This is a genomic window from Variovorax sp. BGA-UO-ETr-C22, assembly GCF_059567965.1.
Window position 1 is genome coordinate 2431750 of record NZ_JCAQPA010000011.1, and the last position, 24712, is coordinate 2456461.

The 24712-nt window shown below is 65.4% G+C and carries 23 protein-coding genes; 5 read left to right on the plus strand and 18 right to left on the minus strand.

Annotation, left to right across the window (positions count from 1 at the left end; genetic code table 11):
• Positions 1–44 precede the first annotated feature (44 nt).
• Positions 45–1019 carry a Bug family tripartite tricarboxylate transporter substrate binding protein gene (locus AC57B8_RS31415; protein WP_496481731.1) on the plus strand — a complete coding sequence of 325 codons (975 nt, stop codon included), beginning with the start codon at positions 45–47 and terminating at the stop codon, positions 1017–1019.
• A 551-nt stretch (positions 1020–1570) separates the two neighbouring features.
• Here the strand turns inward: AC57B8_RS31415 and AC57B8_RS31420 are convergent.
• Entirely contained in the window at positions 1571–2584 is a 1014-nt protein-coding gene (locus AC57B8_RS31420; RefSeq protein ID WP_496482255.1) for a Bug family tripartite tricarboxylate transporter substrate binding protein, read from the minus strand.
• 55 nt (positions 2585–2639) lie between these two features.
• A complete protein-coding gene (locus AC57B8_RS31425; protein ID WP_496481732.1) occupies positions 2640–3128 on the minus strand; it encodes a DUF3237 domain-containing protein in 489 nt (162 codons plus the stop codon).
• A 71-nt stretch (positions 3129–3199) separates the two neighbouring features.
• On the opposite strand from AC57B8_RS31425, the gene AC57B8_RS31430 reads away from it, so the two are divergent.
• The gene (locus AC57B8_RS31430) at positions 3200–3985 is read left to right on the plus strand and encodes a helix-turn-helix transcriptional regulator (RefSeq protein WP_496481733.1); all 786 of its coding nucleotides are present in this window, start codon (positions 3200–3202) and stop codon (positions 3983–3985) included.
• A 572-nt stretch (positions 3986–4557) separates the two neighbouring features.
• Here the strand turns inward: AC57B8_RS31430 and AC57B8_RS31435 are convergent.
• The 4 genes from AC57B8_RS31435 to AC57B8_RS31450 are packed head-to-tail and all read right to left on the minus strand — an operon-like array spanning position 4558 to position 8836.
• Positions 4558–6105: a PepSY-associated TM helix domain-containing protein gene (locus tag AC57B8_RS31435; protein ID WP_496481734.1), complete on the minus strand. Its 1548-nt coding sequence runs from the start codon at positions 6103–6105 to the stop codon at positions 4558–4560.
• Positions 6102–6392, minus strand: coding sequence for a hypothetical protein (locus AC57B8_RS31440; protein WP_496481735.1), 291 nt, complete (start codon positions 6390–6392; stop codon positions 6102–6104). Before AC57B8_RS31440 ends, AC57B8_RS31435 begins: the two co-directional genes overlap by 4 nt.
• A complete protein-coding gene (locus tag AC57B8_RS31445) occupies positions 6389–6664 on the minus strand; it encodes a hypothetical protein (protein WP_496481736.1) in 276 nt (91 codons plus the stop codon). The genes AC57B8_RS31440 and AC57B8_RS31445 overlap by 4 nt, the downstream gene beginning before the upstream one ends.
• Positions 6665–6673: 9 nt before the next feature.
• A complete protein-coding gene (locus tag AC57B8_RS31450; protein WP_496481737.1) occupies positions 6674–8836 on the minus strand; it encodes a TonB-dependent receptor in 2163 nt (720 codons plus the stop codon).
• A 76-nt stretch (positions 8837–8912) separates the two neighbouring features.
• On the opposite strand from AC57B8_RS31450, the gene AC57B8_RS31455 reads away from it, so the two are divergent.
• Entirely contained in the window at positions 8913–9953 is a 1041-nt protein-coding gene (locus AC57B8_RS31455; protein WP_496481738.1) for an alpha/beta hydrolase, read from the plus strand.
• Positions 9954–10114: 161 nt separating this feature from the next.
• Complete coding sequence (locus AC57B8_RS31460; RefSeq protein WP_496481739.1) at positions 10115–10414, plus strand: hypothetical protein; 300 nt, start codon at positions 10115–10117, stop codon at positions 10412–10414.
• 47 nt (positions 10415–10461) lie between these two features.
• On the opposite strand, the gene AC57B8_RS31465 is transcribed toward AC57B8_RS31460, so the two are convergent.
• From AC57B8_RS31465 to AC57B8_RS31510, 10 genes are all read right to left on the minus strand, one after another.
• On the minus strand, positions 10462–10890 hold the full coding sequence (locus AC57B8_RS31465; RefSeq protein ID WP_496481740.1) for an ExbD/TolR family protein: 429 nt from the start codon (positions 10888–10890) through the stop codon (positions 10462–10464).
• A gap of 9 nt (positions 10891–10899) precedes the next feature.
• The gene (locus AC57B8_RS31470; RefSeq protein WP_496481741.1) at positions 10900–11337 is read right to left on the minus strand and encodes an ExbD/TolR family protein; all 438 of its coding nucleotides are present in this window, start codon (positions 11335–11337) and stop codon (positions 10900–10902) included.
• Between the two features lie 88 nt (positions 11338–11425).
• Entirely contained in the window at positions 11426–12253 is an 828-nt protein-coding gene (locus AC57B8_RS31475; RefSeq protein WP_496481742.1) for a MotA/TolQ/ExbB proton channel family protein, read from the minus strand.
• 71 nt (positions 12254–12324) lie between these two features.
• The gene (locus tag AC57B8_RS31480) at positions 12325–13011 is read right to left on the minus strand and encodes an energy transducer TonB (RefSeq protein WP_496481743.1); all 687 of its coding nucleotides are present in this window, start codon (positions 13009–13011) and stop codon (positions 12325–12327) included.
• Between the two features lie 107 nt (positions 13012–13118).
• Positions 13119–14360 carry an NAD(P)/FAD-dependent oxidoreductase gene (locus AC57B8_RS31485; protein WP_496481744.1) on the minus strand — a complete coding sequence of 414 codons (1242 nt, stop codon included), beginning with the start codon at positions 14358–14360 and terminating at the stop codon, positions 13119–13121.
• 13 nt (positions 14361–14373) lie between these two features.
• Positions 14374–14736, minus strand: a complete 363-nt coding sequence (locus AC57B8_RS31490; protein ID WP_496481745.1) for a RidA family protein — start codon at positions 14734–14736, stop codon at positions 14374–14376.
• Positions 14737–14839: 103 nt separating this feature from the next.
• Positions 14840–15955: an aminotransferase class I/II-fold pyridoxal phosphate-dependent enzyme gene (locus AC57B8_RS31495; protein WP_496481746.1), complete on the minus strand. Its 1116-nt coding sequence runs from the start codon at positions 15953–15955 to the stop codon at positions 14840–14842.
• Positions 15952–17415, minus strand: a complete 1464-nt coding sequence (locus AC57B8_RS31500; RefSeq protein WP_496481747.1) for a M81 family metallopeptidase — start codon at positions 17413–17415, stop codon at positions 15952–15954. The genes AC57B8_RS31495 and AC57B8_RS31500 overlap by 4 nt, the downstream gene beginning before the upstream one ends.
• A gap of 17 nt (positions 17416–17432) precedes the next feature.
• On the minus strand, positions 17433–18737 hold the full coding sequence (locus AC57B8_RS31505) for an MFS transporter (protein WP_496481748.1): 1305 nt from the start codon (positions 18735–18737) through the stop codon (positions 17433–17435).
• Positions 18730–20337: a serine hydrolase domain-containing protein gene (locus tag AC57B8_RS31510; RefSeq protein WP_496481749.1), complete on the minus strand. Its 1608-nt coding sequence runs from the start codon at positions 20335–20337 to the stop codon at positions 18730–18732. The genes AC57B8_RS31505 and AC57B8_RS31510 overlap by 8 nt, the downstream gene beginning before the upstream one ends.
• Positions 20338–20413: 76 nt before the next feature.
• On the opposite strand from AC57B8_RS31510, the gene AC57B8_RS31515 reads away from it, so the two are divergent.
• Positions 20414–20998, plus strand: coding sequence for a TetR/AcrR family transcriptional regulator (locus AC57B8_RS31515; protein ID WP_496481750.1), 585 nt, complete (start codon positions 20414–20416; stop codon positions 20996–20998).
• Here AC57B8_RS31515 and AC57B8_RS31520 read toward each other — a convergent pair.
• On the minus strand, positions 20958–22004 hold the full coding sequence (locus AC57B8_RS31520; RefSeq protein WP_496481751.1) for a dipeptide epimerase: 1047 nt from the start codon (positions 22002–22004) through the stop codon (positions 20958–20960). The two genes, AC57B8_RS31515 and AC57B8_RS31520, sit on opposite strands and share 41 nt — an antisense overlap.
• 15 nt (positions 22005–22019) lie before the next feature.
• Positions 22020–24284, minus strand: coding sequence for a TonB-dependent receptor (locus AC57B8_RS31525; RefSeq protein WP_496481752.1), 2265 nt, complete (start codon positions 24282–24284; stop codon positions 22020–22022).
• Positions 24285–24712: the final 428 nt, after the last annotated feature.

The following is a 24712-nucleotide window of genomic DNA, read 5'->3' on the forward strand; positions in this document are numbered from 1 at the left end:
TGACGCGCTCGCGCATCTCCCCACCGTCCCAGAAGGCTCACCCCATGTCCAAGCATCCAGGCGGCCGCCGAGGCCTCTTTCTGATCTTCTGCGCACTCACGGCGCTGGCTTCTTCTGCGACGCTCGCGCAAGAGAAGTACCCCTCTCGAGCGATCACCTGGGTCGTCGGCTACCCACCCGGGGGCAGCGTCGATGTCGTCACGCGCCTTGTCGCCCGCAAGCTGGAGGCGACGCTCGGCCAACCCATCGTGGTCGACAACAAGCCCGGTGCCACGGGCTCGCTCGCGCTGCGGTATGTGGCAACCCAGCCCGCCGATGGCTACACCCTGGTGACGGTCCCCGGCCCGGTGCTCACGAGCATCCCGATGCCACAGATCGGCAAGGAGATGAGCGCCATCGCCATGCTCGCCAAAGGCTCCACCGTCCTCGTAGGACCGGCACGGCCCGATGCGCCCAAGGACCTCAAGGCCTTGCTTGCAGACGCATCCGCCCACCCGGACAAGTACAGCTACGGCTCTTCCGGCAACGGCACCGGCCAACACCTGACCGGAGAACTCATCCAGGCACTGACGGGTGTGACGATGACGCATGTGCCCTACAAGGGCGGCAACCAGGCGGTGACCGACGTGATCGGTGGACAGCTCCCCCTGGCCGTGCTGGGCATCACACCCGTGCTCCCGCACATCAGGTCCGGCAAGCTCAAGGCGTACGGGGTTTCCACGGCGATCCGCTCCGCCTCCTTGCCCGAGGTGCCGACACTCAGGGAAGCCGGCATTGCCAACTTCGAAGCGAGTCAGTGGTTCGTCCTGGCTGCGCGCACGGGCCTCCCGGCAGACCGAAGCGATCGCCTCAACGAAGCGGTGGCACAAGCCCTGAAGGACCCGGAGGTCATGAAAGGCTTCGAGAACGTCGGCATGTTTCCCGAAGCCAGCAGCGCGAAGCAGACCGCCGACTACATCCACACCGACATGCGGCGCTGGGCAGACCTCGTGAAGAAGAACAAGATCGCGATCGACTAGCTAGCGTGTGGAGTGCACCCCATCGACGGGATCGCGGGGGTCGTCCAAACGAAGCCGTCAGGCCAATGAAAAAGGGCGTCCACTGAATTTCAGTGAACGCCCTGGGTCGTTGGCTGGGGTCTACTGAATGATGCCCTGAAAAGCCTACATCCATTGGAAATCAGAATTTCTCTCTTTGATTTGTTCCCCGCTTTGTTCCCCGGTCTTAGTCTGGCAATAGACTACGACCCACGTCAGGGTACTTGACCGTCCTTGCCCCCAAGCGCTCCGCGCTGTTATCAGCGAGGGCCTCGCTCTGCGAGCGTCGTCAATATTGTTGAAAAATGTTCTCCGGCCCTATATCCGAAGGTTTCGGAGGGGGAATCAATGGGGAGACGGCGCAAATCCAGCACGGCCGAGGATCCCGCTAGACTGACCTCGGCGGCCCACGCCTTCTCCCTCTTCCCCCCTCCAGGTCGCCCTTGCCCGCCTTTGCGCAGGCTTTTTCTTGGGCGCGGCTACCACTCACTCACAGGCAGTCGATCCGAAGTACAACCCTACGGTGCGCCTCCTTAATCCGCCTTGAAGCCGGTGGCCGCGACCACCTTGCCCCACTTCACCGTGTCGGCGTCGATGACGTGCGCGAACTCTCGGGACGTGGTGCCTGTGACGTTGAAGCCTGCGTCCTCCAGCCTCGCCTTGCCTTGCGCCGACTGCACCGCCTTGCGGATGTCGGCCTCCAACCGTGCAATTACCTCGGGCGGTGTCCGCGCCGGCGCGACGATGCCGAACCATGCGCTGAACGACAGCTGAGGGTAGCCCTGCTCACGGAAGGTCGGCACGTTGGGGAGGCTGGGGCTGCGGGTGTCGCCGCTGGAGGCCAGCGCCAGCAGCTTGCCCGCCTTCACGTTGGCCGCCGACAGGCCCACGCTCGCGAAGCTGCCCGCCACGTCGCCGCCGAACAGGCCGCTCAGCGCATCGCCAGTGGTCTTGTAGTGCACAGGCTCCGGCTTGAGGCCGATGGCGTCGCCGAACAGGAAGGCACCGAAATGGCCCAAGGTGCCGGCGCCGAACGTGCCCATGAACAGGCCTTTCTGTGCGCGGCTCCATGTCACGAACTGCTTCACGTCGCGGGCCGGCACCTTGGCGGGGTTCACCACCAGCATGAAATCGGAGGTGACCACCTGGCTCACGGGCGCGAAGTCTTTCTTCGGGTCGTACGAGAGTTTGCTGTAGGTGCTGGGCGCGATGGCCAGCAGGCCAGTCTCGGCGAGCAGGAGCGTGTAGCCGTCGGGCTGTGCGCGGGCCACCTCCGACGCGGCGATGAGCCCTGCCGCACCCGGCTTGTTGTCGACCACGACGCCGAGGTTGCCCCAGCCCTCCGACAGCTTCTGGGCTACTAGGCGCGCGACGATGTCGGGCCCGCTGCCGGGCGGAAAGCCGACCACGAGGCGCACCGGCCGGTTGGGGTAGGCGGAACCCGCCTGCGCGAACGCCTGCGAGGCCCAGGGCATGGCCCCGAGTCCAATCAACGTGGCGGCGGCGATGAGGGCGCGGCGGCGCGCGCCCATGGCAAAGGCGGTCATCATGGAGGTCTCCTGTCGGTGTTGAAACGGGGGGCGCAGCGCGGGCGCCGTCAGCTCACTGCAGTGCGAAGAAGCGCATCACAACCTGCGTGGGATGGCGCACGCCGACTCCGACGAACAGGCGTTCGGTGATCCAGCGCAGCGAGGGGCTGCGCGTCTCGAAGGAGGGCGCGCACCTGAAATAGACCTGTGCAGGATCGACGGGATCGCCGCGCAGCAGCCGCGCCATTACGTCGGCCGGCGCGGTGCGCAGCGCGCGGTTGCGCACGTAGATGCGCTCGCCAGCCTCCGTCTCCAGGCCGTAGCGGGCATCGAGCTCGGAGACTGTCTCGCTGGCCAAGCGCTGGAAGTCGGCGCCGCCGGGCAGCACCCGCGCGTTCCAGCCCTCTCCCTTGGCATGGCCTCCCGTGATGGGCACGACACGGCGCAGTCCCTCGGGGCCGTCGCCCAGCACAAGCGGCTCGCCCACGTCGACGCTGACGTCGGCGAACCATGCCAGGCGCGGTGCGGCGAGCGGGTCGGTATCTGGAAGGAGGAAAGTCATGCCCTAGCGTAAGTCCGGTGGCAGCGCGGCACAGTCATCCCGGAAGATGACGGGATTCCCCGTATTGCTCCATGCGCACCTGGATTCCCGAACCACCTGCTCAAGGCGTCGAAGCGTCGCTGACGCAGTGCCTACCGATGGTCGTGCCAGTGCTCGGTGAGCCGACTTTCGGCGCTCGCCTGCTTGAGGCCATGGCGGCGGCCCTGCCGGTGGGCTCGTTCTCGGTCTATCGCACCGGCGTGGAGCCGGCCATCTTCCTGAGCGGCAGCCGGGGCATGCCCGATACCACGCGAGATTGCTGGCGTGCGTACCTGTCGGGGCCGATCCTTGGCGACCGCACTTTGCGCGAAACAAGCGCACCGCAACTGCGCGTGTGCCACATCACGGCGCGGGAGGTGCCGTCCGAGCATCGCGCCAAGGTGTACGACGCGCACGGCGTGATGGAGCGCGTGTCGGTGGTCGAGGAAGAACCGGCCCGCGACGACGCGCTGTTCGCCGTCAACTTCTACCGCCATGTGCACCAGCGTGCGCTCAGCGACGCACAGCTTGCCGACTTTGGCGCAGTGGGGCGGCTGCTGATGGCGCTGACTCGCAAGCACATCGCCCTCACGCGCACGCCTGCTACCGAAGAACTGCGCAGCCGGTTGCTGGGCCTGTGCCCGGCGCTGACGGCGCAGGAGCTCCAAGTGTGCTTGCGACTATTGCGCGGTATGACGCAGGACGGCATCGCAGCGGACATGAGCTTGGCAGTGCCCACGGTCAAGACCTACCGCAACCGCGCTTTCGGCCGGCTCGGCATCCACTTTCGCAGCGAGTTGTTCGCGCTGATGTTGCCAGAACGAACCCTCCAGAACTGACGCGCCGGGGCCGTCCGCCCCGTTGTAGGCCAGCCTGCGCTCGCGACGCTTCAACGTTTCGCCGCTGACGATGCGGTCGAAGGCTTCGCGAGTGCGCTGATCGGCATGGGCCTGCGCAGCCAACGGGCTGTCGTCGGACCAGCCGTAGCGGCGCACGGTCAACTGTTTTCCCGCCACCCGCTCCTGGATCCGGCCCTCGGCCCAGAACTGAGGAACGATCACGGTTTCAGGCGCTCTTGCCGAGATACGCTGACGCCAGCGCCGTGAGCAGCTTGGAGTCGGTGAAATGGACCTTCGCCGAGTCGTCGACCTCGAAACACCTTCCCCATCCCATTCAATTCCCCTCATCCGAAGTTCAATGATCCGCAAGCAGTTGCCGAACTACACCTGCGCGATGTTGGGCCACTTGCGATCAACTGTAGCAAGCCTCGAGGATGCGCAAACACGGGGGTGTATGCACGCCACGTCGAACGGTGATCGACTGCTGCCGGTAGTACGACAGGTGACCGACGAACTTCTGATCAGCGTGTCAGTGGAGTGCCGAAACAAGGCCGTTTGCATCCTGAGCACCCTCACCGGCTGTCGTCGTTCTCAGGAGTATTCACAAGTCGCTGGCGCCAGCCGAGCCACGCGAAGAACAGCGCCAGCAGCGCACACACGCCGCCCAGCAGCATCCCATCCGGACGGAAGTTCAGCAGCACGGCCAGAGGCACCAGCGCGTTGCATGCCGCCGTGAACCACAACAGGCCACGCGCGGCCCGATCCGTGCCACGCCAAATCGCCCAGGCGATGCAGGCGCTGAAGATGGCGTAGTACACGCCCTGATGCAGTGCGTCCAGGCCATCCAGTGGACCGTCCAGCACAGGGGCCAGCCAGCGCGCCAACGCGAGCGTGGCGGGCAAGGCGGCGGCGCAGCCCAGGCACACGCCCAGCGTCAGGGCGGACACCACGCGCACGTGTCGCGGGCGTTCCATGCCCGCCCCGGCCTGCGGCTGTCGCAAGCGCTTGGTGCGCGTCTCGATCCACAACAGGTTGCCGGTATAGAACAGCAGCGCGCCCGAGAGGCCCAGCAGCAGGTACAGGATGCGCACCGGATCGCCTCCGAAGCTGCCGAAGTGCAGCGCGAACAGGCTGCTGAGCAGTGCGGTCGATCCATGGCCGCTGTCGCCCGGCAGATAGCTGCGGTCGTAGATCTGGCCCGTGCCCAGATGCACAAAGGCCAGGCCGTAGCGCGAAGCGCGCTGGAAGTGCCGCTCGTCGCTGCCCCCCACCAGAGCCACGGGGCCAGTGGGCAGCATCACGTAGTCCATGCCCACCGGCTGGAAGTGCGGCGCCTGTTCCAGCACACGGCGCTTGATCTCGCTGGGCGGCAGCCAGTCGGCACGCGCCACCTTGGGCGGGAGCACACTGTCGCGCGCCACCGTGGCGCGCAGGCCGCCCTGGTAGATGAACTTGTCCTGCGCCAGGTAGACGACATCGTGCAGGCCGAACACGGCGGCGCTCAACGCGATGACGAGATGGAATGGCAGGCTGGCCACGCCCAGCAGGTTGTGCACGTCCAACCACATGCGCTTGAGGTTGGCGCCCAGGCGCAGGTAGAACAGGTCCTTGACCAGCGAGGGAAGCAGAACGACGACGCCGGACACCAGCGCCAGCGCGTAGACCAGTGAGACCAGGCCGATCACCGGCTCGGCCACCTCCAGGGGGATCGGCAGACCGCCCTTGCGGTGCAGGTAGTCGACGAAATTTCCGCTGGTGTCGTCCTCGCGCGGCATGCTGGCCATGCGACGCAGCTGCCCATCGCTGCCCAACTGCCACCACACGGGATCCTTGCCGCGCTCCATGTGTGCCAGTGCGGGTTGGGCGTTGTCGGCGCCGGGCCAACGCAGGCGCACGCGGCCTTTGGCCTCTGGATGGGCGGCGAGGAAGGCAGCGGCCAGCGCATCGCCGTCGTCGCTCACCGCACTGGACGCAGGCGCGGGCGGCTGCGTCCAGCGAGTGATCTCGGCCTCCAGCATCGAAAAGGCGCCCGCGTAGAAGGCGACAAACAGCACCAGCCCACAGAGGATGCCCACCCAGGTATGGACGGCCAGGTAATCCTTGACGGTCTGCGCTTTCATTGCAGCACCTTCCAGGCCCCGAAGGCTGCCGCATTGGCCAGCAGGAAGGCGATCGCGCACTGCCTGCGACTCTGTGCCAGGAAGGCAACGCACGGCGCGGCGCCCCACAGCAGCACCGCGAGCCACATGGCGATCTGATCGCGCACGGGCACATAGGCGGGAAGCAGGCCACCGTAGGTCAGCAGCCAGCTGAGCCACAGCGCCAGCGGAAAGCCCAGCAAGAAGCCCGTCAGCCCCTTGAACAGCAGATGGCGCACAGCCGCCTGCCCGTTGCCGGCGCGACTCACCGGGAAGCCCCTCGCGCGGCCGCCTTGGCAGTGCGGCGGCGCGCCGCCTGCCAATAGCTCAGGCAGGGCAAGGCCAGCATGGCCACGGCCAGCACCTGGGCGACGGACACCGCCCACCCCATGCCGCTGGCATGCATTTGCCACGCGGCGAGCAGTGCCACCGCCAGCCCCAGCGCCGTGCCGCGCCAGCCCCGGAGCCGCCCTTCAGCGCGGCGCGTGGCACACAGAAAAAACCAGCCGGAAATGGCGGCCAGCAAAGTACCGATCCACATCGCGGCAGATCAGAACGACACGGTGGCGGCGAGCTTGAAGGTGCGCGGCGCCCCGGCCATCGCAAAGCCGTCGCCGAACAGGCCGATCCAGTACCTCTTGCCGGTCACGTTCTCCACGCTGGCGTTGAATCGCACGGGCGTGTTGCCGAACTTGGTGGCGTAGCTGGCGTTCAGGTCCAGCCGGTTCCAGGACGGCACGCGCAGCCTGTTGCCCGAGTCCGCCCACTGCGCGCCGGTGTGGATCACGCGGCCACCGACCTTCAAGCCCTGCACGGGTGTTTGCCACTCCAGACCAATGCGCGCGCGCCATTCGGGCACGCCATAGGTATCGCGACCGGTGTTGCGCTGCTTGGACTTGATGTGGGTGATGCCGCCCAGCAGCGACAGATTCGTGCTCAGGTTGCCGTACGCGCTCCATTCCAGGCCTTGCAGGCGCTGTTCGCCGTCATCGCGCAGCGCGGGCAGGCGAGCGCCTTCGCTGACGCTGACGAAGGACGGACGCTTGATCTGGAAAGCGCTGAGGGTGTGGGTCATCTCGCCGGCCTGCAGCTTCACGCCCAGCTCGATCTGCTTGGAAACCTTGGGTGCCAGCGCTTCGCCCGAGTTGGAATAGCCGACGCCCACGACCTGGCCCGGCTCCAGTCCTTCGGTGTAGTTGCCGAACAGCGAGATGTCGTCGCCCCAGGGGCGCACGACGGCGGCCACCATCGGGGAGAAGCGGCTTTCGCTGTAGTTCCTGTACGGCATCTTGACCGTCTGGTGGCGTCCGCCCACGGTCAGCAGCACCTTGTCTTCGGCGATGCTCATGGTGTCGGCCACGGCCAGCGACTGGAAGTCGTACTTGCTGGCGACCGTTGCCGTTTCATAGCCTGTCCATCGCGGTGCGCTGGGGAAGACCGGCGTCACCGGGTTGTACAGGTTGGTGGTGTAGCAGTAGTTGCACGCGTTGTTGTTCGTGCCCTCCTTCATCGTCAGGATGTTCGCCGACAGCTGCAGCCGGTGCTTGACGCTGCCGGTGTCGAACTTGCCGATCACGCCTGCTTCAGCAGTGCGGCGCTGGGAGCGCGTGTCCACGTTGTAGATGGCGCCGCGCGTGGTGCCGTCCGCGCGGGTGACGATGGCGCGGGTGCCGAACATCAAGCCCTGGCCCACTGAGTTGGAGCCACCCATGGCCACATAACCTTGCCAGTTCTCGGTGAAGTCGAACTCGGCGCGGGCCAGGATGCCGCTGTTGTCGTACTTGCCATGGGTGCCGCGGAACATGTTGACGTCGCCCCTGGGCGGGTCCAGCAGGTAGCCCACGCCGGTCAACTGCGGAGGCTGCCCGAGGAAGCTGTACATCCCGGGGCTGCCGTTGTCGATCTTGTTGACGCCGTTGTACACGTCCAGTGAGAAGCGGGCACGATCGCCCAGGTAGTCCAGCGACAGCGCCCCCACCCTGCGGGACTGCTTCTCGTCCTCGGCACCCATCTCGCCCTTGCCGTAGACGCCGTTGAAGCGCAGGCCCAGGCGCTTTTCTGCGCCGAAACGCTGTCCCACGTCGGCGTGCACCTGGAAGTAGGAGCGCGAGGCGTAGGTCATCGTCACGTCGGCGATCGGCTGCGGCAGCGCGCGCTTGGTCACCATGTTGACGGTGCCCGCCACGCTGGATGCGGGCGGCATGCCCGACAGCAGCACGTTGGGGCCGCGCAGCACTTCGATGCGTTCGAACATCTCGACCGGCACTTGGTTGGCAGGCGCGATGCCGTACAGGCCGTTGGTGGCGATGTCGATCGCGCTCATGTCCAGCCCGCGCAGATTGAAGTTCTGCAGCAGGTGATTCTTGTTGGTGGTGAAGACCACCGCAGAGTCGTTTTCCAGCACGTCCTGCAGCGTCAGCGCCGACCAGTCTTCGGCCAGCTCGCGGGTGTAGGCGTTGACGTGAACCGGTGCGTCCACGATGGACGTAGCCCCCAGAATGCCCAGGCGCGCGCCGGATGCGGCCTTGTGGCCCGATGCGCGCACCGGCAGGTCCTCGCGCTCGTACTTGCTGCGCACCGTGACCTGGGGCAGCGTGGCGGCCGGATCGGCGTCGGCGGTCTGGGCCGACACGCTGGCGCTGAAGGCCAGCAAGGCGAGCGCAACGGGGGTGAGACGGATCTTGCGGCTGGGCGCCTGGTTGACTTGGGACACGATAAAAGAAAGAACGAATGAGAATGGTTACTATTCTATATTCTGCTGCACCAAAATCGTGCGGTCGAAGAAACCGATGCCCACCGATTCCCCCTTTTTTCCCAACGTCGATGCCGGTCTTGCGTCGCGCCGTCGCCTGTTGGCCGGCCTGGCGGGCGTTGCCGCGCTCGCGGCGTGCGCAGACACGCCACCGCTTGAATCTGAAGCGGCTGCCGCTGCACCGCGTTTCGATCCTGATCGTCGCGTCGGCCCTAGCATCTGGGACGGCGACTCGCGGCGCTACCACTTCGAGCGAACCACCGTCGCCGCCGTGGCTGGCGGCCGACGCTATCGGCTGTGGATGGCGTGGCCACGAGGGGTGACGCCCCCCGGGGGCCATCCCTTGGCCTGCCTGCTGGACGGCAACGCCGTGGCCGACACGCTCGGCACCGCACAACTCGATGCACTGAGCGCTCGCGGCGACGCGCCGGCGATCCTGGCCATCGGTCCCGACAGCGATCTGCGTTTCGACGTGGCGATGCGCGCCTATGACTACACGCCGTCGGTGCGCGCGGACGGTCCGACCTGGGACGACGAGGAGCGTGGCCGGCCAGGCGGCGGCGCCGATCAATTTCTCGACTTCATCGTCGCCCAAGCGGTGCCGGCCCTGGCGGCGCGTGCGCCGCTGGATCCGCGACGTCGCACGCTCTGGGGGCACTCGTACGGCGGTTTGTTCGCACTGCACGCGTTGCTGCGCCGGCCGCAATTCTTCTCGCGCTACGCAGCGGCGGACCCGTCGTTGTGGTGGCAGGACGGCTTCATCCTGCGCGAGGCCGAACACCCCGCCCCCCTGCCGGCGGGACGCGAGACCACGCTGTTGCTCATGCAGGGCGCCTCGGCTGAAGGCGAGAGTCCTGCCACGCCGCCCCCCGCGGGTGTCAGCGCGGCGCGCGCCGAACGCCTTCGACGCCAGCGTGCCGCCGTGCCACCGCAGGCTGGCCGGGATTTGGTGGATCGACTCGATCGCGCAGGCGTGCGTGCGCAGTACCTCGCCTTTCCCGGCACGCCTCACGGCCCGATGCTGGCGGCATGCCTGCCGGCCGCATTGGCACTGGCTGCTCGCCCGCCAACGGCTTGAGTCAAACGTTGAGGGCAAGTCGCCTGATCGCTTACTTGGTCGCGAGGATTGCGGAAGGCCGCCTTGCAGCGTTTGCCGACATCCCTTGGCCTCGCACGAATGGGTACTATCGGCCAGGAGCAGCCGTCCACCTCCGCCTTCCACCTAAACGTGTGTCATCTATGAACCGTCACGAATTCGACAACCTCGCCCTTACGGCCACGGACGACGTGGTCGCATTTGCGAAGTTTGTTCAGCGGACGGAATTTCTCTTCGCCGGTTCAAGCGATGCTGATTCCTTGAAGTGCTATCAGGGCGCATGGTTCGAGGTTGAGATCGTCAACGCAGCGGCACTGGCGGCTTGGGGGGATGACGGCCGACCTGTGAAATGGGACTACGAATGGCGCAGCCTGTATCAGTCGTCGGCAAGCGAGGTCATCACATTGCTCAAAGATGCTGCTCGCCCGTTCTTGACCACATGAACCTCACAAGATCGACCTGCTCCCGCAGTCGCAGTCGCAGACGCGCCTCAATTCGTTAACTGCTCGCTCCCGACGATGCCGATCTTCGTCACGCCCAAGCGTTGCGCGCTGGCCATCACGCCCGCGACATGCTTGTACGGCACAAGCTTGCTGGGCCTCAGGTGCACCTCCGGCTGATCAGGTTGTGTTGCAACTTGCGCGAGCCGTCTTTCCAGATCGGTTCGACTCGGCACGACTTCACCGTTCCATCCAACGGTTCCGTCGGTCTCGACGTCGATGTGAACCTCTTCGGGCGGCTTCGGCGGTGACGCAGCCGTGCTGGGTGCCGGCATGTTCATCTTGACCGCATGGGTCTGGATGGGGATGGTGATGATGAACATGATCAAAAGCACCAGCATCACGTCGATCAGCGGCGTGGTGTTGATATCAACCATCACGTCGTCGTCGCCACCACCGCTGCCTACATTCATTGCCATTTTTTTCTCCTAGCGACTGGCGACACCGGCCGGCGGCTCGGTGATGAATCCGACCTTCTGGATGCCCGCGCGCCGACAGGCAACGACCACGCGCCCGACGGATTCGTACGGAACCTCGGCATCGCCGCGGATATGCACCTCTGGTTGCGGCTCCTTGACCGCAGAGGCCTTCAACCGACTCACCAGCGTCTCGATATCGGGCACGCGCTCCACACCCCAGTAGACATCGCCACCACGGCTGACGGCCAGCACGATGTTCTCGGGCTTGGTCTGTGTCGGAACGTTCCTCTCCTTCGGCAGATCAAGCTTGATGGACTGCGTGACCACCGGAATGGTGATCAGGAAGATGATGAGCAACACGAGCATCACATCGACCAGGGGTGTCGTGTTGATGCTGGAGTTCAGGGCCTCCTCATCATCGCCCCCGGCAGAAATGTTCATCGCCATGATGGAGCCCTCATTTCAGCGAAAAGGACCGGCAGGAAAGCGCTCCGACCATCCTTCGAGAGGTGGCGCAACCGCCATGCAGACGTGTTCATCGCTTGCCGGCGATCAGGACGTTGTGCAGGTCGCCGCTGAAATTGCGCACCCGTTCCATCGCACTCTTGTTGCGGCGAATCAGCCAGTTGTAGCCCATCACCGCAGGCACCGCGACCGCCAGGCCGATGGCCGTCATGATCAGCGCCTCGCCCACGGGGCCTGCCACCTTGTCGATGGATGCCTGACCGGAAATGCCGATGGCTGTCAGTGCGTGGTAGATACCCCAGACCGTGCCAAAGAGACCGACGAAGGGTGCGGTCGAGCCGACAGTGGCCAGGAACGCCAGTCCATCCTGCAGGCGACTCTGGACCTTGTCCACGGCGCGCTGGATGCTCATGGTGACCCAGGTATGCAGGTCGATCTGCTCGACCAGCGTGCCCTCGTGATGCTCGCTTGCCGTCAGGCCCTGCTCGGCGATGTAGCGGAAGGCACTGCCGCTGTGCAGGGCATCGGTACCGGCGCGCACCGTGCCGGCCTTCCAGAACGACTTGCCGGCCGCATTGGCCGCATTCAACAGCTTCTGCTGTTCGAACAGCTTGGTGAAGATGATGCACCAGCTGCCGATGCTCATGATCACCATGATGATCAATGTGCCTTTGGCCACGAAGTCACCCTGCGCCCACAACGCGCCGAGACCGTAAGGGTTCTCGACGGCGTGCACGGCTGCGGTGGGGCTCTCGGCAGCGGCAGGCGCTGCGGCGGCCTGCGCCGGCGACACCGCTGGTGCAGGGTCGGCCTGCGCGAAGGCAGCCAGGGGTGCCGCCAGCGAGACGATGGCGACGACGGCCAGTACGGCCGCGCGCATGAATTGGATCAGGGACATGGATTTTTCTCCGTTGAAAACAAGAAGTGGCCGGCACAGCCAGCACGTGGGGTGAACAGGACTGGGAAGGCTTACTCGAGCTTCCACACGTAGTCGACAGTGGTGACGGCGCCGCCGACCGGGTGACCCTCGGCATCGGTCCCCGGTCGGAACGGGCACTTGCTCAGCACTTCGACCGCGGCAGCGTCCATCGTGCGGTGCTCCCGCGTCGGCCCCGAAGGCTTGTCGATCTCGGCTTTCGCGACCCGGCCAGTCGCATCGATCGTGAAGCGGATGCGCGTGGTGCCGGTGGCTTCAGCGCGCAACGCGGCACGCGGATACTCCGGCTTTTCGCAGGACGACACATCGATACGTGCTGGCGTGCCGGTGGGGCGCGGCACCGCTGGCGCCGGGGGCGCGATGGCCACGGGTGTGGGCGGTGGTGCCACCGACGTGGTGGTGATCGCGGGGCCCGAATTCGGCAGAGGCGCGACGCTCACCTCCGGTGGCGGCACGTAGCTGGGAGGCGGTGGCGCGGCCTTGCGTACCGGCGGCGGACGCTTGGGAGGCTCCTGCGGAGGCGGCGGAGGTGGTGGAGGTGGTGGAGGGGGCGGCTTGATCTCGTCGACGATGCTGACTTCCACCGGGGACTTGATCACGTCCACGACCTGCCGCGCCAATCCGCTGACAAGCGCCCATCCCAGCAGCAGGTGCAACAGCACCACGATGCCGAAGCCGACCAGCCGCCCCGTGGGTCGGCGATTCTCATTGAAATCCATTCGATATCCTCCAGGCGCCGCCAGGGCTGGCGTACGACCTTCATGTACTGCGGACTCGCCTTCTCCCCTCGCGGGGCGACGACTGAAGTCGTCGGGGTTCGCCGCGACTAGCATGGAAACCTCGAGGGCGAAAACGCCGTCGCCTCCGTGTAAGGCGTGCCACCTTCAATCAGGTCTGCCAGGAGCCGCGCACTCGCCGGCCCCAACGTGAAGCCGTGGTGGCCGTGCCCGAAGTTGAACCACAGGCCCTTGTGGCGCTGCGCGCGACCGATGACCGGTTTCATGTCGGCACAGCAAGGCCGGCTTCCGAGCCACGGCTGCGCCTCGACCGGCAGCCCGAGGTTCAGCAGCTTGCGCACCTCGGCCTCCGCGCCGGCGAGCTGGCGTGGCGTGGAGGGAGCATCCATGCGTGCAATCTCCGCACCGGTGGTGATGCGCAGGCCGCGTTGCTGCGAAGACATCACATAGCCCCGCTCCGCGTCCAGCGTCGGAACGTTGACACCGTCGCCGCCTGCGTAATGCCGGTGGTAGCCCCGCTTGATGAACAGCGGCAGCCGATAGCCCATGCGCCGCGTCAGCACATCGGACCAGGGGCCCAACGCCACCACGGCATGGCGCGCCTGCACGACGCCTTCGTCAAGACGCACCTCCCAGCCGCCAGCGCGCTCACGCAAGCTGTTCGCGTCCCCTCTGGCGAATCGGCCACCACGCTGCCGAAACGCGCACTCGTACCGTTCGACCAGCGCGCCGGGATCACTGACGCTCCACGAATCCAGCCAGTGGACCGCACCTGCCATGGGGATGCGAAAGGCAGGCTCGGCCGCAGCAAGGGCGCGCGCATCGAGCAGAGCCAGGCCGATCCCATGGTCGCGGTGCAGCTGCTGCGCGTGCGCGGCCGCGGCTTCCATCGCGTGCCCGCTGCGGTACATCAGGCGCAGGCCTTCGCGTCGCACAAGATCCTGCGCACCCGCAAGCGCCATGTAGCGCCCGTGCTCTTCGGTGACATGGGCAATCAGGCCGGCATATGCCTTTCCGATGCGTCGGTGTCGCGACGGCGCCGAATGCCACCAGTAGCGCATCAATTGCGGCAAGGCGCCGAACAGGCCCGCCGCCTGATAGTGGATGTCCAGCCCGCGACCGAAGGCTGCGGCAAGGATGGTGCGCACATCGCGCGGAAAGGCATAGGGCTCGACCGCTTCGCGCTGGATGACGCCCGCATTGCCATAGGACGTCTCGCGTCCGGGCGGCTGCCGGTCGACAAGCGTCACGGCATGGCCGCGCAGCGTCAGTTCGAGTGCGGTGCAGGTGCCGATCATGCCGGCCCCCAGCACCACAATGTCGTGTGCCATCTGGATTCCGCCCTCAGGATTGCGAGCGCATCGCGGCGACGACGGAGATCTCGATGGCTGCAGGCGCCAGCAAGAGTGTCGCAACGACGGTGGTACGTGTCGGCAGAGGGGCGCGGAAGTGCCGACGGTACGCTGCGTTGAATTCCGCAAAGTCTTCCGCCCGCGCCAGATGGACAGTGACCTGCACCACATCCGCCAGGCCCAGGCCAATGCTGCCGAGCGATGCCTCGATGCGCTGCAGCGTCAGATCGGTCTGGGCTGCGATTCCCTCGGGCATGGGGCCTTGTTCGGCAATGGGCAGTTCGCCCGAAAGAAAGATCAGCCCGTTCGCGCTGCGGATCTTGGAAAACGGGAGTTGTGTGTCGGCGATGCTCATCTGGTTCCTCTTGCATGCCCGCGGATGACGCAGGCGAAGTCGTTGGTGAATCCGGCGAAAGAGACCCGTGCATCGGGCACGGGGTTGTGTTGCGTCCGCCCGCCTACAGCAGGCTGCGCAGCGTTGTCAGCAGCCGGTCGATGTGTTGCGGCGTGTGATCGGCAAAGGTGGCGCACCTGAGCACGCCCTCGGGGCCGGCGCCCACGTAGGTGGAGTAGGCGATGAAGATGCCCTGATCCCACAGAGCAGCCTGGATGCGCTGCATCTCCTGGGCATCGCCATGAACGAAGGTTGCGACGGGACCGTCGCTGTCCTCCACCTTCAGGCCGAGCTCGCGCAATCCGTCCTTGAGCGCACGGGCGTTGTCGCGCAGCCGCAGCAGGATTTCGGGATGCTGGCGGATGTGGCGCAGGCTTTGCGCCGTCATGGCCGCGCCTGCCGAGCACCCCAGGACGGCACCGCGCGCCACCGGGGTGCGCCACAGCGACGCAATGGTTCGCGTCGAGCCCAGTGCCAATCCTCCATGGGCGCCAAAGGCCTTGGCCGTCGATCCACCCGCCACAACGCGCTCGAACGATAGGCCGGCGGCTTCCACAGCGCCGCGTCCAAGCGGGCCCAGCGTGCCGAAGGCGTGTGACTCGTCGACCACCAACCAGCCGCAGCGGGAAGCAATGGCCCCCGCATAGGCTTGCAGCGGTGCGATGACGCCGAACGTAGGAAACATGCCATCGGTGGCAACGAGCGGTCGCTCGCCCGGACCCAAGGTGCGCTCAAGGTGACGCGCTAGGTCGTCGGCGTCGCGGTGCTTGAACAGATGTACCGGCTTCCCGGTCGCGTTGGCGCCGTCGCGCAGGCTGTAGTGGGCGCACTCGTCGAGGTAGATGGCGTCACAGTCGGGCGCAAGGCCCGCCAGCGCGATGATGCCGAACAGATAGCCGGTGCCGAAGTACATCGCGTCGTCGACATCGAAGAAGCGGCGTGCCTCGGCTTCGGCCTCCTGGTTCGCGCCCGCGCTGAAGCCGTAGTGGCGCGCGAGGTGCGTGCTGGCACCGAACTGCCGCAGGGCGGCACATCCGGCGTCCAGCAGTTCGGGGGCTCCGCCCAGGCCCAGGTAGCTCGAGCCGCCGAAGCACAGAAGTGCCTGTCCGTCGACCATCATCAGCGCCCCGCTAGGCGACTCGACGCGACCGCCTGCCACTTGTGAAAGGGAAGTCGTCATGCGAGATGCGGTGCCGGGTTGTCGATGGCGGGAAAGAAATGGATATCCCGGTGCTGGTAGGGCAAGCGAGCGAAGTCCATCGACAGCGCCGCACCGGTCTCGATGACATGGCAGTCGGTGGAGAGCTTCGAGAACTCGGCGTAGTAGTGGTGGCTCGATTTCACCGAGATGACCTGCGCCTCGTGAAGTGGCACACCCAGGCCGGTGAAGGCGGTAGGCGACAAGGTCTGCTGCCGCCGGCTGCACAACACGATGTCGGTAGTTCCGCATCTCACCCAAGCCGCGCGGCCCAGCGGATCCACGATGCTGCCGACGGACTGCGAGTGTTCCTGGGCAAGACCTCGAACAGTGACGTTGATCTCCAATGAGCGGCCCGATGCTGCACCGGCCTTGCCTCCCACGCACAGCCGCAGCGGGGCATCGATGCCCGCCCTGAAGCACGCTTCCACGGCCTGCGGGTCGCAGACCATGCCCACGACGCTGCGCAGGTCGGTGCGCTGGATGAGCGCCGCGAGCAGCACGGCGTGATCGCCCGGCGCCCCGCCACCCGGGTTGTCACCCGCGTCTGCCAGGATGCGCGGCACGCCGCTGCCGGGATCGAACCCCTCGAGGGCTTCGTTGACCGTCTCCAGGTGCGGCAGCATCGTGCGGCGCACCCGGTAGAACGCCTGGGCGAGCTCGGTCGCCACCGCTGTAGCAAGAGCCTCGTCACCGTCCGCCACCACAAGGACCTTCGTGCCTGCGTCGCCCACGTCACCCCAGGGGAAACCATGCACCAGACTCGCGGACAGGACACCGGGACGTGCCTCGACCTCACGCAGCCGGTCCACCAACCCTCGCATCGGCTGGGACGTGGTGGGATAGAAGCCCACCATCCGGCAATCGGCCACCGCCATCACAGGACGCGTCGCACCGGTTGCGGCGGCACGGCACACGTCGAACAGCTCGACGGCTCTTTCCTCGTAGTCGGTATGCGGATACTCGCGCATCAGGATGATGGCATCCGCATGCCGGGTCATCGCCGCACTCATGTGGCAGTGGGGATCCAGCTCCACGCCGATCACGCACCGGGGCCCCACGAGATCACGAAGGGCTCGAATCAGGTCGCCCTCGCAGTCGTCCTCACCTTCGGCCACCATGGCGCCGTGGAGAAAGAGCAGGACCATGTCCAACGGCATGGCGGCATTCGCCGCAGCCAGGATCTCACCGCGCAGCTGCGCATACGCCTGCACCTCCACGCGCCCGGCCGGCTGGGCGATGGCATAGACCCCTTCGTGAACCTCGTCGCCGTGACGGCCGGCGGCACGACGCCACTGCTCGACGATCGGGCCGACATCGCTCAGCGCCTGGGACGGCACAGGTCCGCGGATGATGCCCAGTTCCTCGAAGGAGGCGAGGGTGGTCGGAAACGTGGAGAACGTGTTGGTCTCGGTGACCAATGCGGATGTAAATATCTTCATGAGGAAACCTGCGTGGATCAAAGTGCGCGCAAGCGCGTTGCGAGCGGAACCATCGTGAAAAGCGCGATCACAAGAACCGATGCAGGTGCGACTACCCACAGAGAGGCCAGACGATCAAGCGAGGGCTGAGCAATCCCCGCATCCAGGGGCCCCACCCAGTCCAGGCCAAACCCGACCACGATGCCGCCGAGCGACTGCCCCAGCTTCTCGGCCGAAAACAGGATGCCGAGGTACAGACCCAGGCTCTCACCCTGAGCGGAAGAACGCGTGGCTGTTTCCATCGCCAGCGTGCTGATCAAGACGGTCAGGCCGCCGCACGCCAGACCGAAAAGCGCTCCACCTGCCACCATCGAAGGCATGGTGCGAGGACCCGCGGTGAGCCAGCCAACGCCCAGCAGGGCCAACCACAACGCACCACCGAGGATGACGGTCGGCCGCACACGACGCGCGAGCCATGGCGCCGCCGTGACGCCCAGCAGGAGTGCAAGGAAGATGGGCGTGAGCAGGACGGAAAGGTTCTCGGGTCCCGCCTGGAGCAAGTGCTTGTTGGCATACGGCAATGCGCTGAACAGCGCTGTCGAACTGGTGCCGAGCAGGACGAGGATCAGCGCAACGCCATAGAAGGCCTTGTTGCGCAGCGTCGCGCGCAACGCCTTCGGCAGCGACGGCGCTCCCTTGCTTTCGACGCCGGTGCGCAGCGGCACTCGACGCACCACCAGCCAGCAGATGGAAAGTGCAACGAAGGCCCCGACTGCGAGCACAGCCGCCATGCCGAGATAGCCGCCGTGGAATGCACTGAAGCGGGCGACGATCTGCGGCGCCAGCACCGTGACGAGCAGCCCCGCAATCGTCTGCCCGAGCGCCCGAGAGGACATTAAGGTGCTACGGTCTTGCATGCCGTCGCACATGTCGCTGGCAATGGCCGTGTGCGCCACGGTGAACACCGTGAGCATCAACGATTGCGCGACCAGGAGGACACCCAGCAGCGCAAGGCGCAGGGACAGCGGAAGCGATGCCACGGGCAGGAACAGCAGCAACAACAGGATCGGCAGCGTAAACGCATTGATCGCAATGAGCTGGCTCCTGCTCCCCATGGCGCGCGCGGCACTGTCCGTCCGACGCCCGATCCAGGGGTCGAACAGCAGGTCGGCAAGCTTCGGGATGGCGAGCAGGACGCCTGCGATTGCCGGTGGGACCTTCGCAAATTCAGTCAGATAGAAAAGAAAGAGCAGTGGCACCACGCCCGAGCTCAAGGTGGACCCGAACGCCCCGGCGCCGAAGCCCGCGACGGCCCCCCGCGAAGGCGCGCGAACATCAGCCATGAACGGCGTCTCCGGTGAAGCGCAGCTGGCGGGTTCGCGCTGTGTCGAGCAGCAGCTCGCGACGTCCGTCCTTCCCGGTAATCAGGCGCAGCGTCCCGTGCATGGGGATGACAGGGTCCTCGCTCATCATCAGGCAAGTGTTCGCGAGCAGCGGCTTGAGCCTGTAGGTGTTGCGCCCGTACAAACCTGCCACGCGCATCGAATCGGGCCGCCCTTCGCCGATGACGATGTCACCGCCGATTTCCTCGCTGTGCCATCTGCCGGCGAAGCGCGTCACCGCGTTGTCGACTTCGTTCGATGCATCAACACGCTCGCAGCGGTAGCGTCGGCCCTGCTCGGTCACGTCAATCGCCGTGACTTCTCCCTGGTCGTTGCGAACGACATCGACACTGAGCACGATGACCGAAAGCAGGTTCACGCGCAGCGCACCCGACTCGACCTGGGTGAGCGGCAGCGGCAGGCCGAAGCTGTGCAGGAACAGCGCATCACCATTCCGGGCGACGGAAAAATGGCGCCCATTGGAGGCGCAGTAATAGTCGCCGCCCAGCGCCTTGACCAGATCAGGGTTTGCTGGCGCCTCCGCTGGTTCGAGCACATCTTCCAGCAGGGCAACGAACAGCTTCTGGGCGACCTCGGTGGCCGCGACATCGCTGCGATTGCTCATGACGACGATCTGAACGCCATGCGCCGGCGCGGCGAGCATCTGGCAGGTGCCTCCCACCACGCCACCCGCATGATGGAAGATGTCGACGCCCCGCCATTTCTCCCGGACGAGGCCGAAGCCGTACGGATTCAGAAAGCCGTTGTTCAGCTCGGCTGGCGCCATCATCTCGTCGGACAGGGACTGCGGCCAGATTCTGGGCGATACGAGATGGGTCAACCAACGCTGCATGTCGTCGAGCGTCGAGGCGATCCCGCCCTCCCCCAGGATCACCGCCGGGAAGATGCCCTTCGAGAATCCACCGTCGGGCTTTGCGACGTGCGAGGTGGCACTACCCAGCAACGGTTCCAGATCGGTCGCCCACAGGAACGTGTCGTGCATCGACAGCGGTTCGAACAGGCGCTCGCGCAGCCCCTGCGCCAGCGGTACGCCCAACACCCGCTCCAGCACCATGGAGAGCATGCGGTAGCCGCCGTTGTTGTAGATGAACTGCTCGCCGGGCTCGAAGTTCTCCTCGTGCTGCCGGCACTGGTACTCGAATGCGCCTTCACTGGGCACGACGGTCATCCCATTCGAAAACAGCGAGAGATCGAGATAGTCACGCGTCCCACCCGTGTGGTTCATGAACTGACGCAACGTACGGGCACCCTGGCTCGCCGGCAACTCCGGCAGCCATCGGCCGACCGGCTCGTCGATCGACAGCGCGCCTTCATCGCGAAGCAGCAACGCCAGAGCACAGGCGAAGTGCTTGGTCGTCGAGCCGATGCGCATCTTCGTGGACGGCGTGTTGACCATGCCGGAGTCGAGACTTGCCAGGCCATAGCCGCGGCGCAGCAACGTCTTGCCGCGCTGCTCGACGCTGGCGATCAGGCCCGGTGCGTCGTTGCGATGGAGATCGGAGAGTACAGCCTCCAGCTTTTCGATAGGGGTCGCGGTCATTGTGTGTTTTCCAATCCTAAAATGAACGAACAATCATTTAAATTTTTGAAATATGCCCAAGAGAGACGAAGCTCACATGGCCGCGGTGCGGCAGCAGATCCTTGCCGCCGCCCGCGTCGTCTTCGAGCGCAAGGGGGTCGCCGAAGCCTCAATGAGCGATGTCAGCACCCAGGCAGGGTTGTCGGTCGGGTCCATCTACGTCCACTTTCGCTCCAAGGAGGACGTCCTGCTGCAGCTCATCGAAGCTGCTGAGGTCAATGCCGCGCCATTCGAGGCATGCAGCAGCGCCGGTGAGCTTCTGGGACTCGTGGAGTCGTCGCTCAAGCTCCAGGAGCGGCCCGACGCGACGAACCAGGTCGCCCGCACGGCACTGGAGATCGCGGCGATCACGCGGCGCAACCCGGATGTTCAAGCCGTCGTCTCGAAGAACTTCAAGAATCTGCGCCGAGCCTTGCTGGAGACCGTGGTGCGCATCGGGAAGGAGGCGAACCATCTTGAGGAAAGCGACATGCTCGCCGTCGGAGAATCCATCCTCTCCTTGCTCGTTTCCGCGCAGGCACAGATGCTGATCGGCGTGCCGACCAACACCGAGGCCAAGATGAAGGCCGCCAGGTTGCTGATCAAGCTTCTGCATGGCGCACCGGTGAGAGTGAAGCGCTGAGGGACGTCGGCTGCTTGCCTGCCAAGGGCATGAATGCAGCATCGTCGAAAGCGATGAGCCCGTCCGCATAGGTTGCGGACGGAGCCGTGTCAGAAGCCATGAGCAAAGGGGCATCGAGATCGACAAGATCGGCCCACTGGGCGGCGATGAACGCAGGCAGGATCGCACGGGAACGCCCCCCCATGCACCCGACCATCACCTGCAGTCCGCGCCGACGCGCTTCGTGTGCAAGCGTCAGCGCTGCACTCAGGCCTCCGCACTTGTCGAGCTTGATGTTGGCCATCTGGTACATCTGCGCAATGCGCTCCAGGTCGTCGATCGTCTGCAACGATTCGTCGGCAGCAAGCGGAATGGGGCAGCCGCACCCTCTCAATGCATCGTCGTCCGTCGCGGGCAGCGGCTGTTCGATCAGTTCGACCTGGTTCGCCAGCAGCGCAGCCATCATCCACTCGAGATGCGACATCGTCCATCCTTCATTCGCATCGATGGACAAGCGGACATCAGGCCTTTCCAAGCGAACAGCCGCCACACGTTCGGCATCGGCCGCACTGCCATCCAGCTTGAGCTTGAGTGCCTTTGCCATCGGATGGGCCAACGCCGCCTGAGCCATCTTGTGCGGCTCGTCGACGCCCAGCGTCACCATCGTCGTCCGAGGCTTCACCGCTTGCAGGAACGCCATGCGATAGGCGGGCTCGCCACGCTCCGCGGCCACGAGTTGCCACAACGCCCAATCGAGCGCGTTGCGAGCGCCGCCAGGCGGCATCTTCTGCACCTCGCGCCAAGCGCCAAGCAAGTCGTTCGGCAGTCGCTCGCCGATTGCCTCAACCTCCTGCTTCATGCGCGGGCCACTCTCGCCACGATAGAAGACACCAGCCGCTTCGGCGTGTGCCGCATGGCGCCCGTGACGCACCTCGATGCAAAGCACCGACTGCCCGGGCAGCACGCGGCCCGCGATGACCAGCGGCTGCCGAAAGCGGATGTCCTCCGCAAAAGCCTGAACTTGCATAGCCCGCGATCGTCCTCAGGAGAAGTCCATGCTGAACTGAAGGCCGATGGTGCGCGGTGCGATCAGATTGACGCGGGCCGGTCCTCCTGCGGTGCTCAGAGTGGTGTCGGCCGCCGTCTGGCCCCGACGGTTGGTCAGGTTGCGCACAAACAGTCCGATGTTGGCCTTGCCAATCTGCACGCCGCCACGCAGATCGATGGCGGTGTACGCCGGCATCCGATAGGCGGGAATACCAGGCGCCTCCTTGAAGCTGTTCCAGCGGTCACCGGTGTAGCGCAGCGTCGCACCGAGGTACGCAGGGTTGCCGCCAAGCCTGAAGTCGTAGTCGGCTTGCAGCGCGAGCGAAAGCCGAGCCGTGTTGGGCAGTCGCTCGCCCGCCTTTCCTCCGAGGTCGCGGCTGTCGTCCACAAGCTTCGCGTCAATCGCGCTGAGCGCGGTAGCCAGGCGCAACGAGTCTGTCGGCGCGGCACGCAGCGTCCATTCGATGCCGCGCGAGCGAGCCCGTCCAGCATTACCGATCCCGGAAAACCCGGCGCTGGACGTGAAGACCTGCATGTCTTTCCAGTCGATCTGGTAGAGCGCCACTTCTGTCGTGAGGCGGCCCGGCACGATGTCGCCTTTCCATCCCACTTCGTAGCTCCAAAGACTGTCGGACTTGAACGAGGAGTTGTTGAGCGCGGTTCCGTCCAGCGGATTGATGACCAGCGGAAGCGGACCGCCGGGGCGGTAGCCGCTCGCAGCGCGGACGTAGACCGCCTGCCGCTCGGCCGGACGCCAGCGGCCCGTCAACAACCAGGTAGTCACCCCTTCAGAAGACTGGGACGCCGGCTGCGGTGCGGGGGCGAAGATGCCGCTGAAGCGCTGGTCCAGATGCTGGCTGTTGCGACTGCGACGCACGCCCAGGGTGACGTCGGCTTCAGGTGTCAGGTAGTAAGTGCCGGTTCCGAAGATCGCTGTTTCGCGAAATGTCGACGGAAACCTGGCATCTGCCAACACCGGATTCTCCGGCTGCTGGAAAGCATTGAAAGGCCGAAGGTCCTGCGTCTTGGAGCCAGACTCGTTCGTATAGAACATGCCCGCAAGCCACTCGAACTGGCGACTGCGCGGCGATGTCAATCGCACCTCCTGCGTCACCTTCCTGTTGTTGAAGGTGTAGTCCATGCCATACGCGGCATTGACGATGCCGGTCGGTGCCAGCAGTGGACTGTAGAGCGCGGAGGAGTCCACTCTCCCGGCACTCGACGTACGCTGCCACCCCGTGATCGAATCGAGAGTGGCCCACTTCAGGTCAACCTTGAGGGCGGCCGAGACGAGGTCGTTGCGCACTTCGGAGGGCTCGCCAAGAAGCAGCCGCTTGGTCAGAGGTCCGTCCACAGGCCGTCCCGTGGCGATGTCCACATCTTCCGTGGAAGCACCGTCGCGCCGCTGATTCTGGCTCAACGCGGTGAGGCGCAGGGTTACGTCCTTCGAAGGGGTGAGCAGCAAGGCGACGCGGGCGCCATCTGTCTTGGAGCCGTCGACCAGGCGGCCGCCGTGATTGACGTCACGCACGAATCCACTCTCGGAGCGTTGGTACAACGTAGCGCGCAGTGCGGCGACGCCCTCGCTCAATGGAACGTTCAGCATGCCGCGCAGCACATGACCGCTCTTTCCGCCTTTGGTGCTGGAGGTCTCTGCGGTCGCTTGCGCACTGAAGTAGCTCGGATCGGGTTCAACGGCCACGTACTTGATCAGCCCGCCCATCGCGCCTGCGCCGTAGAGCGTGCCTTGCGGACCGCGCAAGGACTCGACACTGGCGAGATCGAACAGGCCAAGGTCCAGCGAACTGGAACCGCCACCCGCATAGGCGGAACTCGACCCGAACGGCACGTCGTCTACGTACATGCCTACCGTCGCACCCACCTGCGAACCCGTAGAGATGCCGCGCATCGTGATCTGGCTCCCGCCAGTGCCACCACCCGACTGGTTGTGATTCATGCCGGGCAGTAGCGCAGCAAGGTCGCTCAGCGACTGATAGCCGCCGCGCTCCATATCCTCGCCTTTGAGGACATCGGCCGTCAGTGGGACCTCTCTGGCCGGCTCGCGTCGGCGCTGGGCCGTCACGCTCACCGACTCAATCGCCTTCGGCGCACTGGCAGGCACGATTGGAGGTGCGGAGGACGAGGATGCACTGGATTGCGCCCCGGCCAGGAGATGCATGCCGCCGCATGCAATGGCAACGGCCAGGCGCACGCACGGGGCCTTGAACTGGAATCTATAAGAGGGGTGATAGATCAACATTTGTCTCGCTTAATAATGAATGAGCATTCATTTTTTATTGATTGTGCTGGGTTCCGAGGCACGGCGCAAGAACTTCCGAGCTGGCGCTACGCTGGGGTATTCCCTACGCGTCACGCTTCGGAAACGCTGTATCTATCGCGCCGCTTGCCTAGTTGAAATAGAGGTGTGCGGCGGCTCTCAGGCCTAGGCGCGCGATCTGGATGGCTGTGCGTAACGGGCATCGAGCGCGCGGCAGCGAAGACAGAAGCGTCGCAAACAGCGTTGGCACGACACCGCGCCGTCCGTGTTGGGCGTCGCTCAGCCCTGTAGCCGTGTTGGATACCTACACGGAACGCACGAGGCTCTCGTAGCGCAGGCTCAAGGGTGATTTCCGGTCGGTGAGGACGATGCTCATTTGGCGGAAGAACTCGCCGAAGCCCAAAGTAGAG

Coding starts and splice junctions, on each gene's coding strand:
- AC57B8_RS31425 (WP_496481732.1), bottom strand. CDS start 3,128: ATGACTTTCCTCCTTCCAGATACCGACCCGCTCGCCGCACCGCGCCTG.
- AC57B8_RS31415 (WP_496481731.1), top strand. CDS start 45: ATGTCCAAGCATCCAGGCGGCCGCCGAGGCCTCTTTCTGATCTTCTGC.
- AC57B8_RS31515 (WP_496481750.1), top strand. CDS start 20,414: ATGGCCGCGGTGCGGCAGCAGATCCTTGCCGCCGCCCGCGTCGTCTTC.
- AC57B8_RS31490 (WP_496481745.1), bottom strand. CDS start 14,736: ATGAGCATCGCCGACACACAACTCCCGTTTTCCAAGATCCGCAGCGCG.
- AC57B8_RS31445 (WP_496481736.1), bottom strand. CDS start 6,664: ATGTGGATCGGTACTTTGCTGGCCGCCATTTCCGGCTGGTTTTTTCTG.
- AC57B8_RS31500 (WP_496481747.1), bottom strand. CDS start 17,415: ATGAAGATATTTACATCCGCATTGGTCACCGAGACCAACACGTTCTCC.
- AC57B8_RS31455 (WP_496481738.1), top strand. CDS start 8,913: ATGCCCACCGATTCCCCCTTTTTTCCCAACGTCGATGCCGGTCTTGCG.
- AC57B8_RS31430 (WP_496481733.1), top strand. CDS start 3,200: ATGCGCACCTGGATTCCCGAACCACCTGCTCAAGGCGTCGAAGCGTCG.
- AC57B8_RS31420 (WP_496482255.1), bottom strand. CDS start 2,584: ATGACCGCCTTTGCCATGGGCGCGCGCCGCCGCGCCCTCATCGCCGCC.
- AC57B8_RS31465 (WP_496481740.1), bottom strand. CDS start 10,890: ATGGCAATGAATGTAGGCAGCGGTGGTGGCGACGACGACGTGATGGTT.
- AC57B8_RS31475 (WP_496481742.1), bottom strand. CDS start 12,253: ATGTCCCTGATCCAATTCATGCGCGCGGCCGTACTGGCCGTCGTCGCC.
- AC57B8_RS31485 (WP_496481744.1), bottom strand. CDS start 14,360: ATGGCACACGACATTGTGGTGCTGGGGGCCGGCATGATCGGCACCTGC.
- AC57B8_RS31505 (WP_496481748.1), bottom strand. CDS start 18,737: ATGGCTGATGTTCGCGCGCCTTCGCGGGGGGCCGTCGCGGGCTTCGGC.
- AC57B8_RS31520 (WP_496481751.1), bottom strand. CDS start 22,004: ATGCAAGTTCAGGCTTTTGCGGAGGACATCCGCTTTCGGCAGCCGCTG.
- AC57B8_RS31510 (WP_496481749.1), bottom strand. CDS start 20,337: ATGACCGCGACCCCTATCGAAAAGCTGGAGGCTGTACTCTCCGATCTC.
- AC57B8_RS31495 (WP_496481746.1), bottom strand. CDS start 15,955: ATGACGACTTCCCTTTCACAAGTGGCAGGCGGTCGCGTCGAGTCGCCT.
- AC57B8_RS31480 (WP_496481743.1), bottom strand. CDS start 13,011: ATGGATTTCAATGAGAATCGCCGACCCACGGGGCGGCTGGTCGGCTTC.
- AC57B8_RS31470 (WP_496481741.1), bottom strand. CDS start 11,337: ATGGCGATGAACATTTCTGCCGGGGGCGATGATGAGGAGGCCCTGAAC.
- AC57B8_RS31435 (WP_496481734.1), bottom strand. CDS start 6,105: ATGAAAGCGCAGACCGTCAAGGATTACCTGGCCGTCCATACCTGGGTG.
- AC57B8_RS31460 (WP_496481739.1), top strand. CDS start 10,115: ATGAACCGTCACGAATTCGACAACCTCGCCCTTACGGCCACGGACGAC.
- AC57B8_RS31525 (WP_496481752.1), bottom strand. CDS start 24,284: ATGTTGATCTATCACCCCTCTTATAGATTCCAGTTCAAGGCCCCGTGC.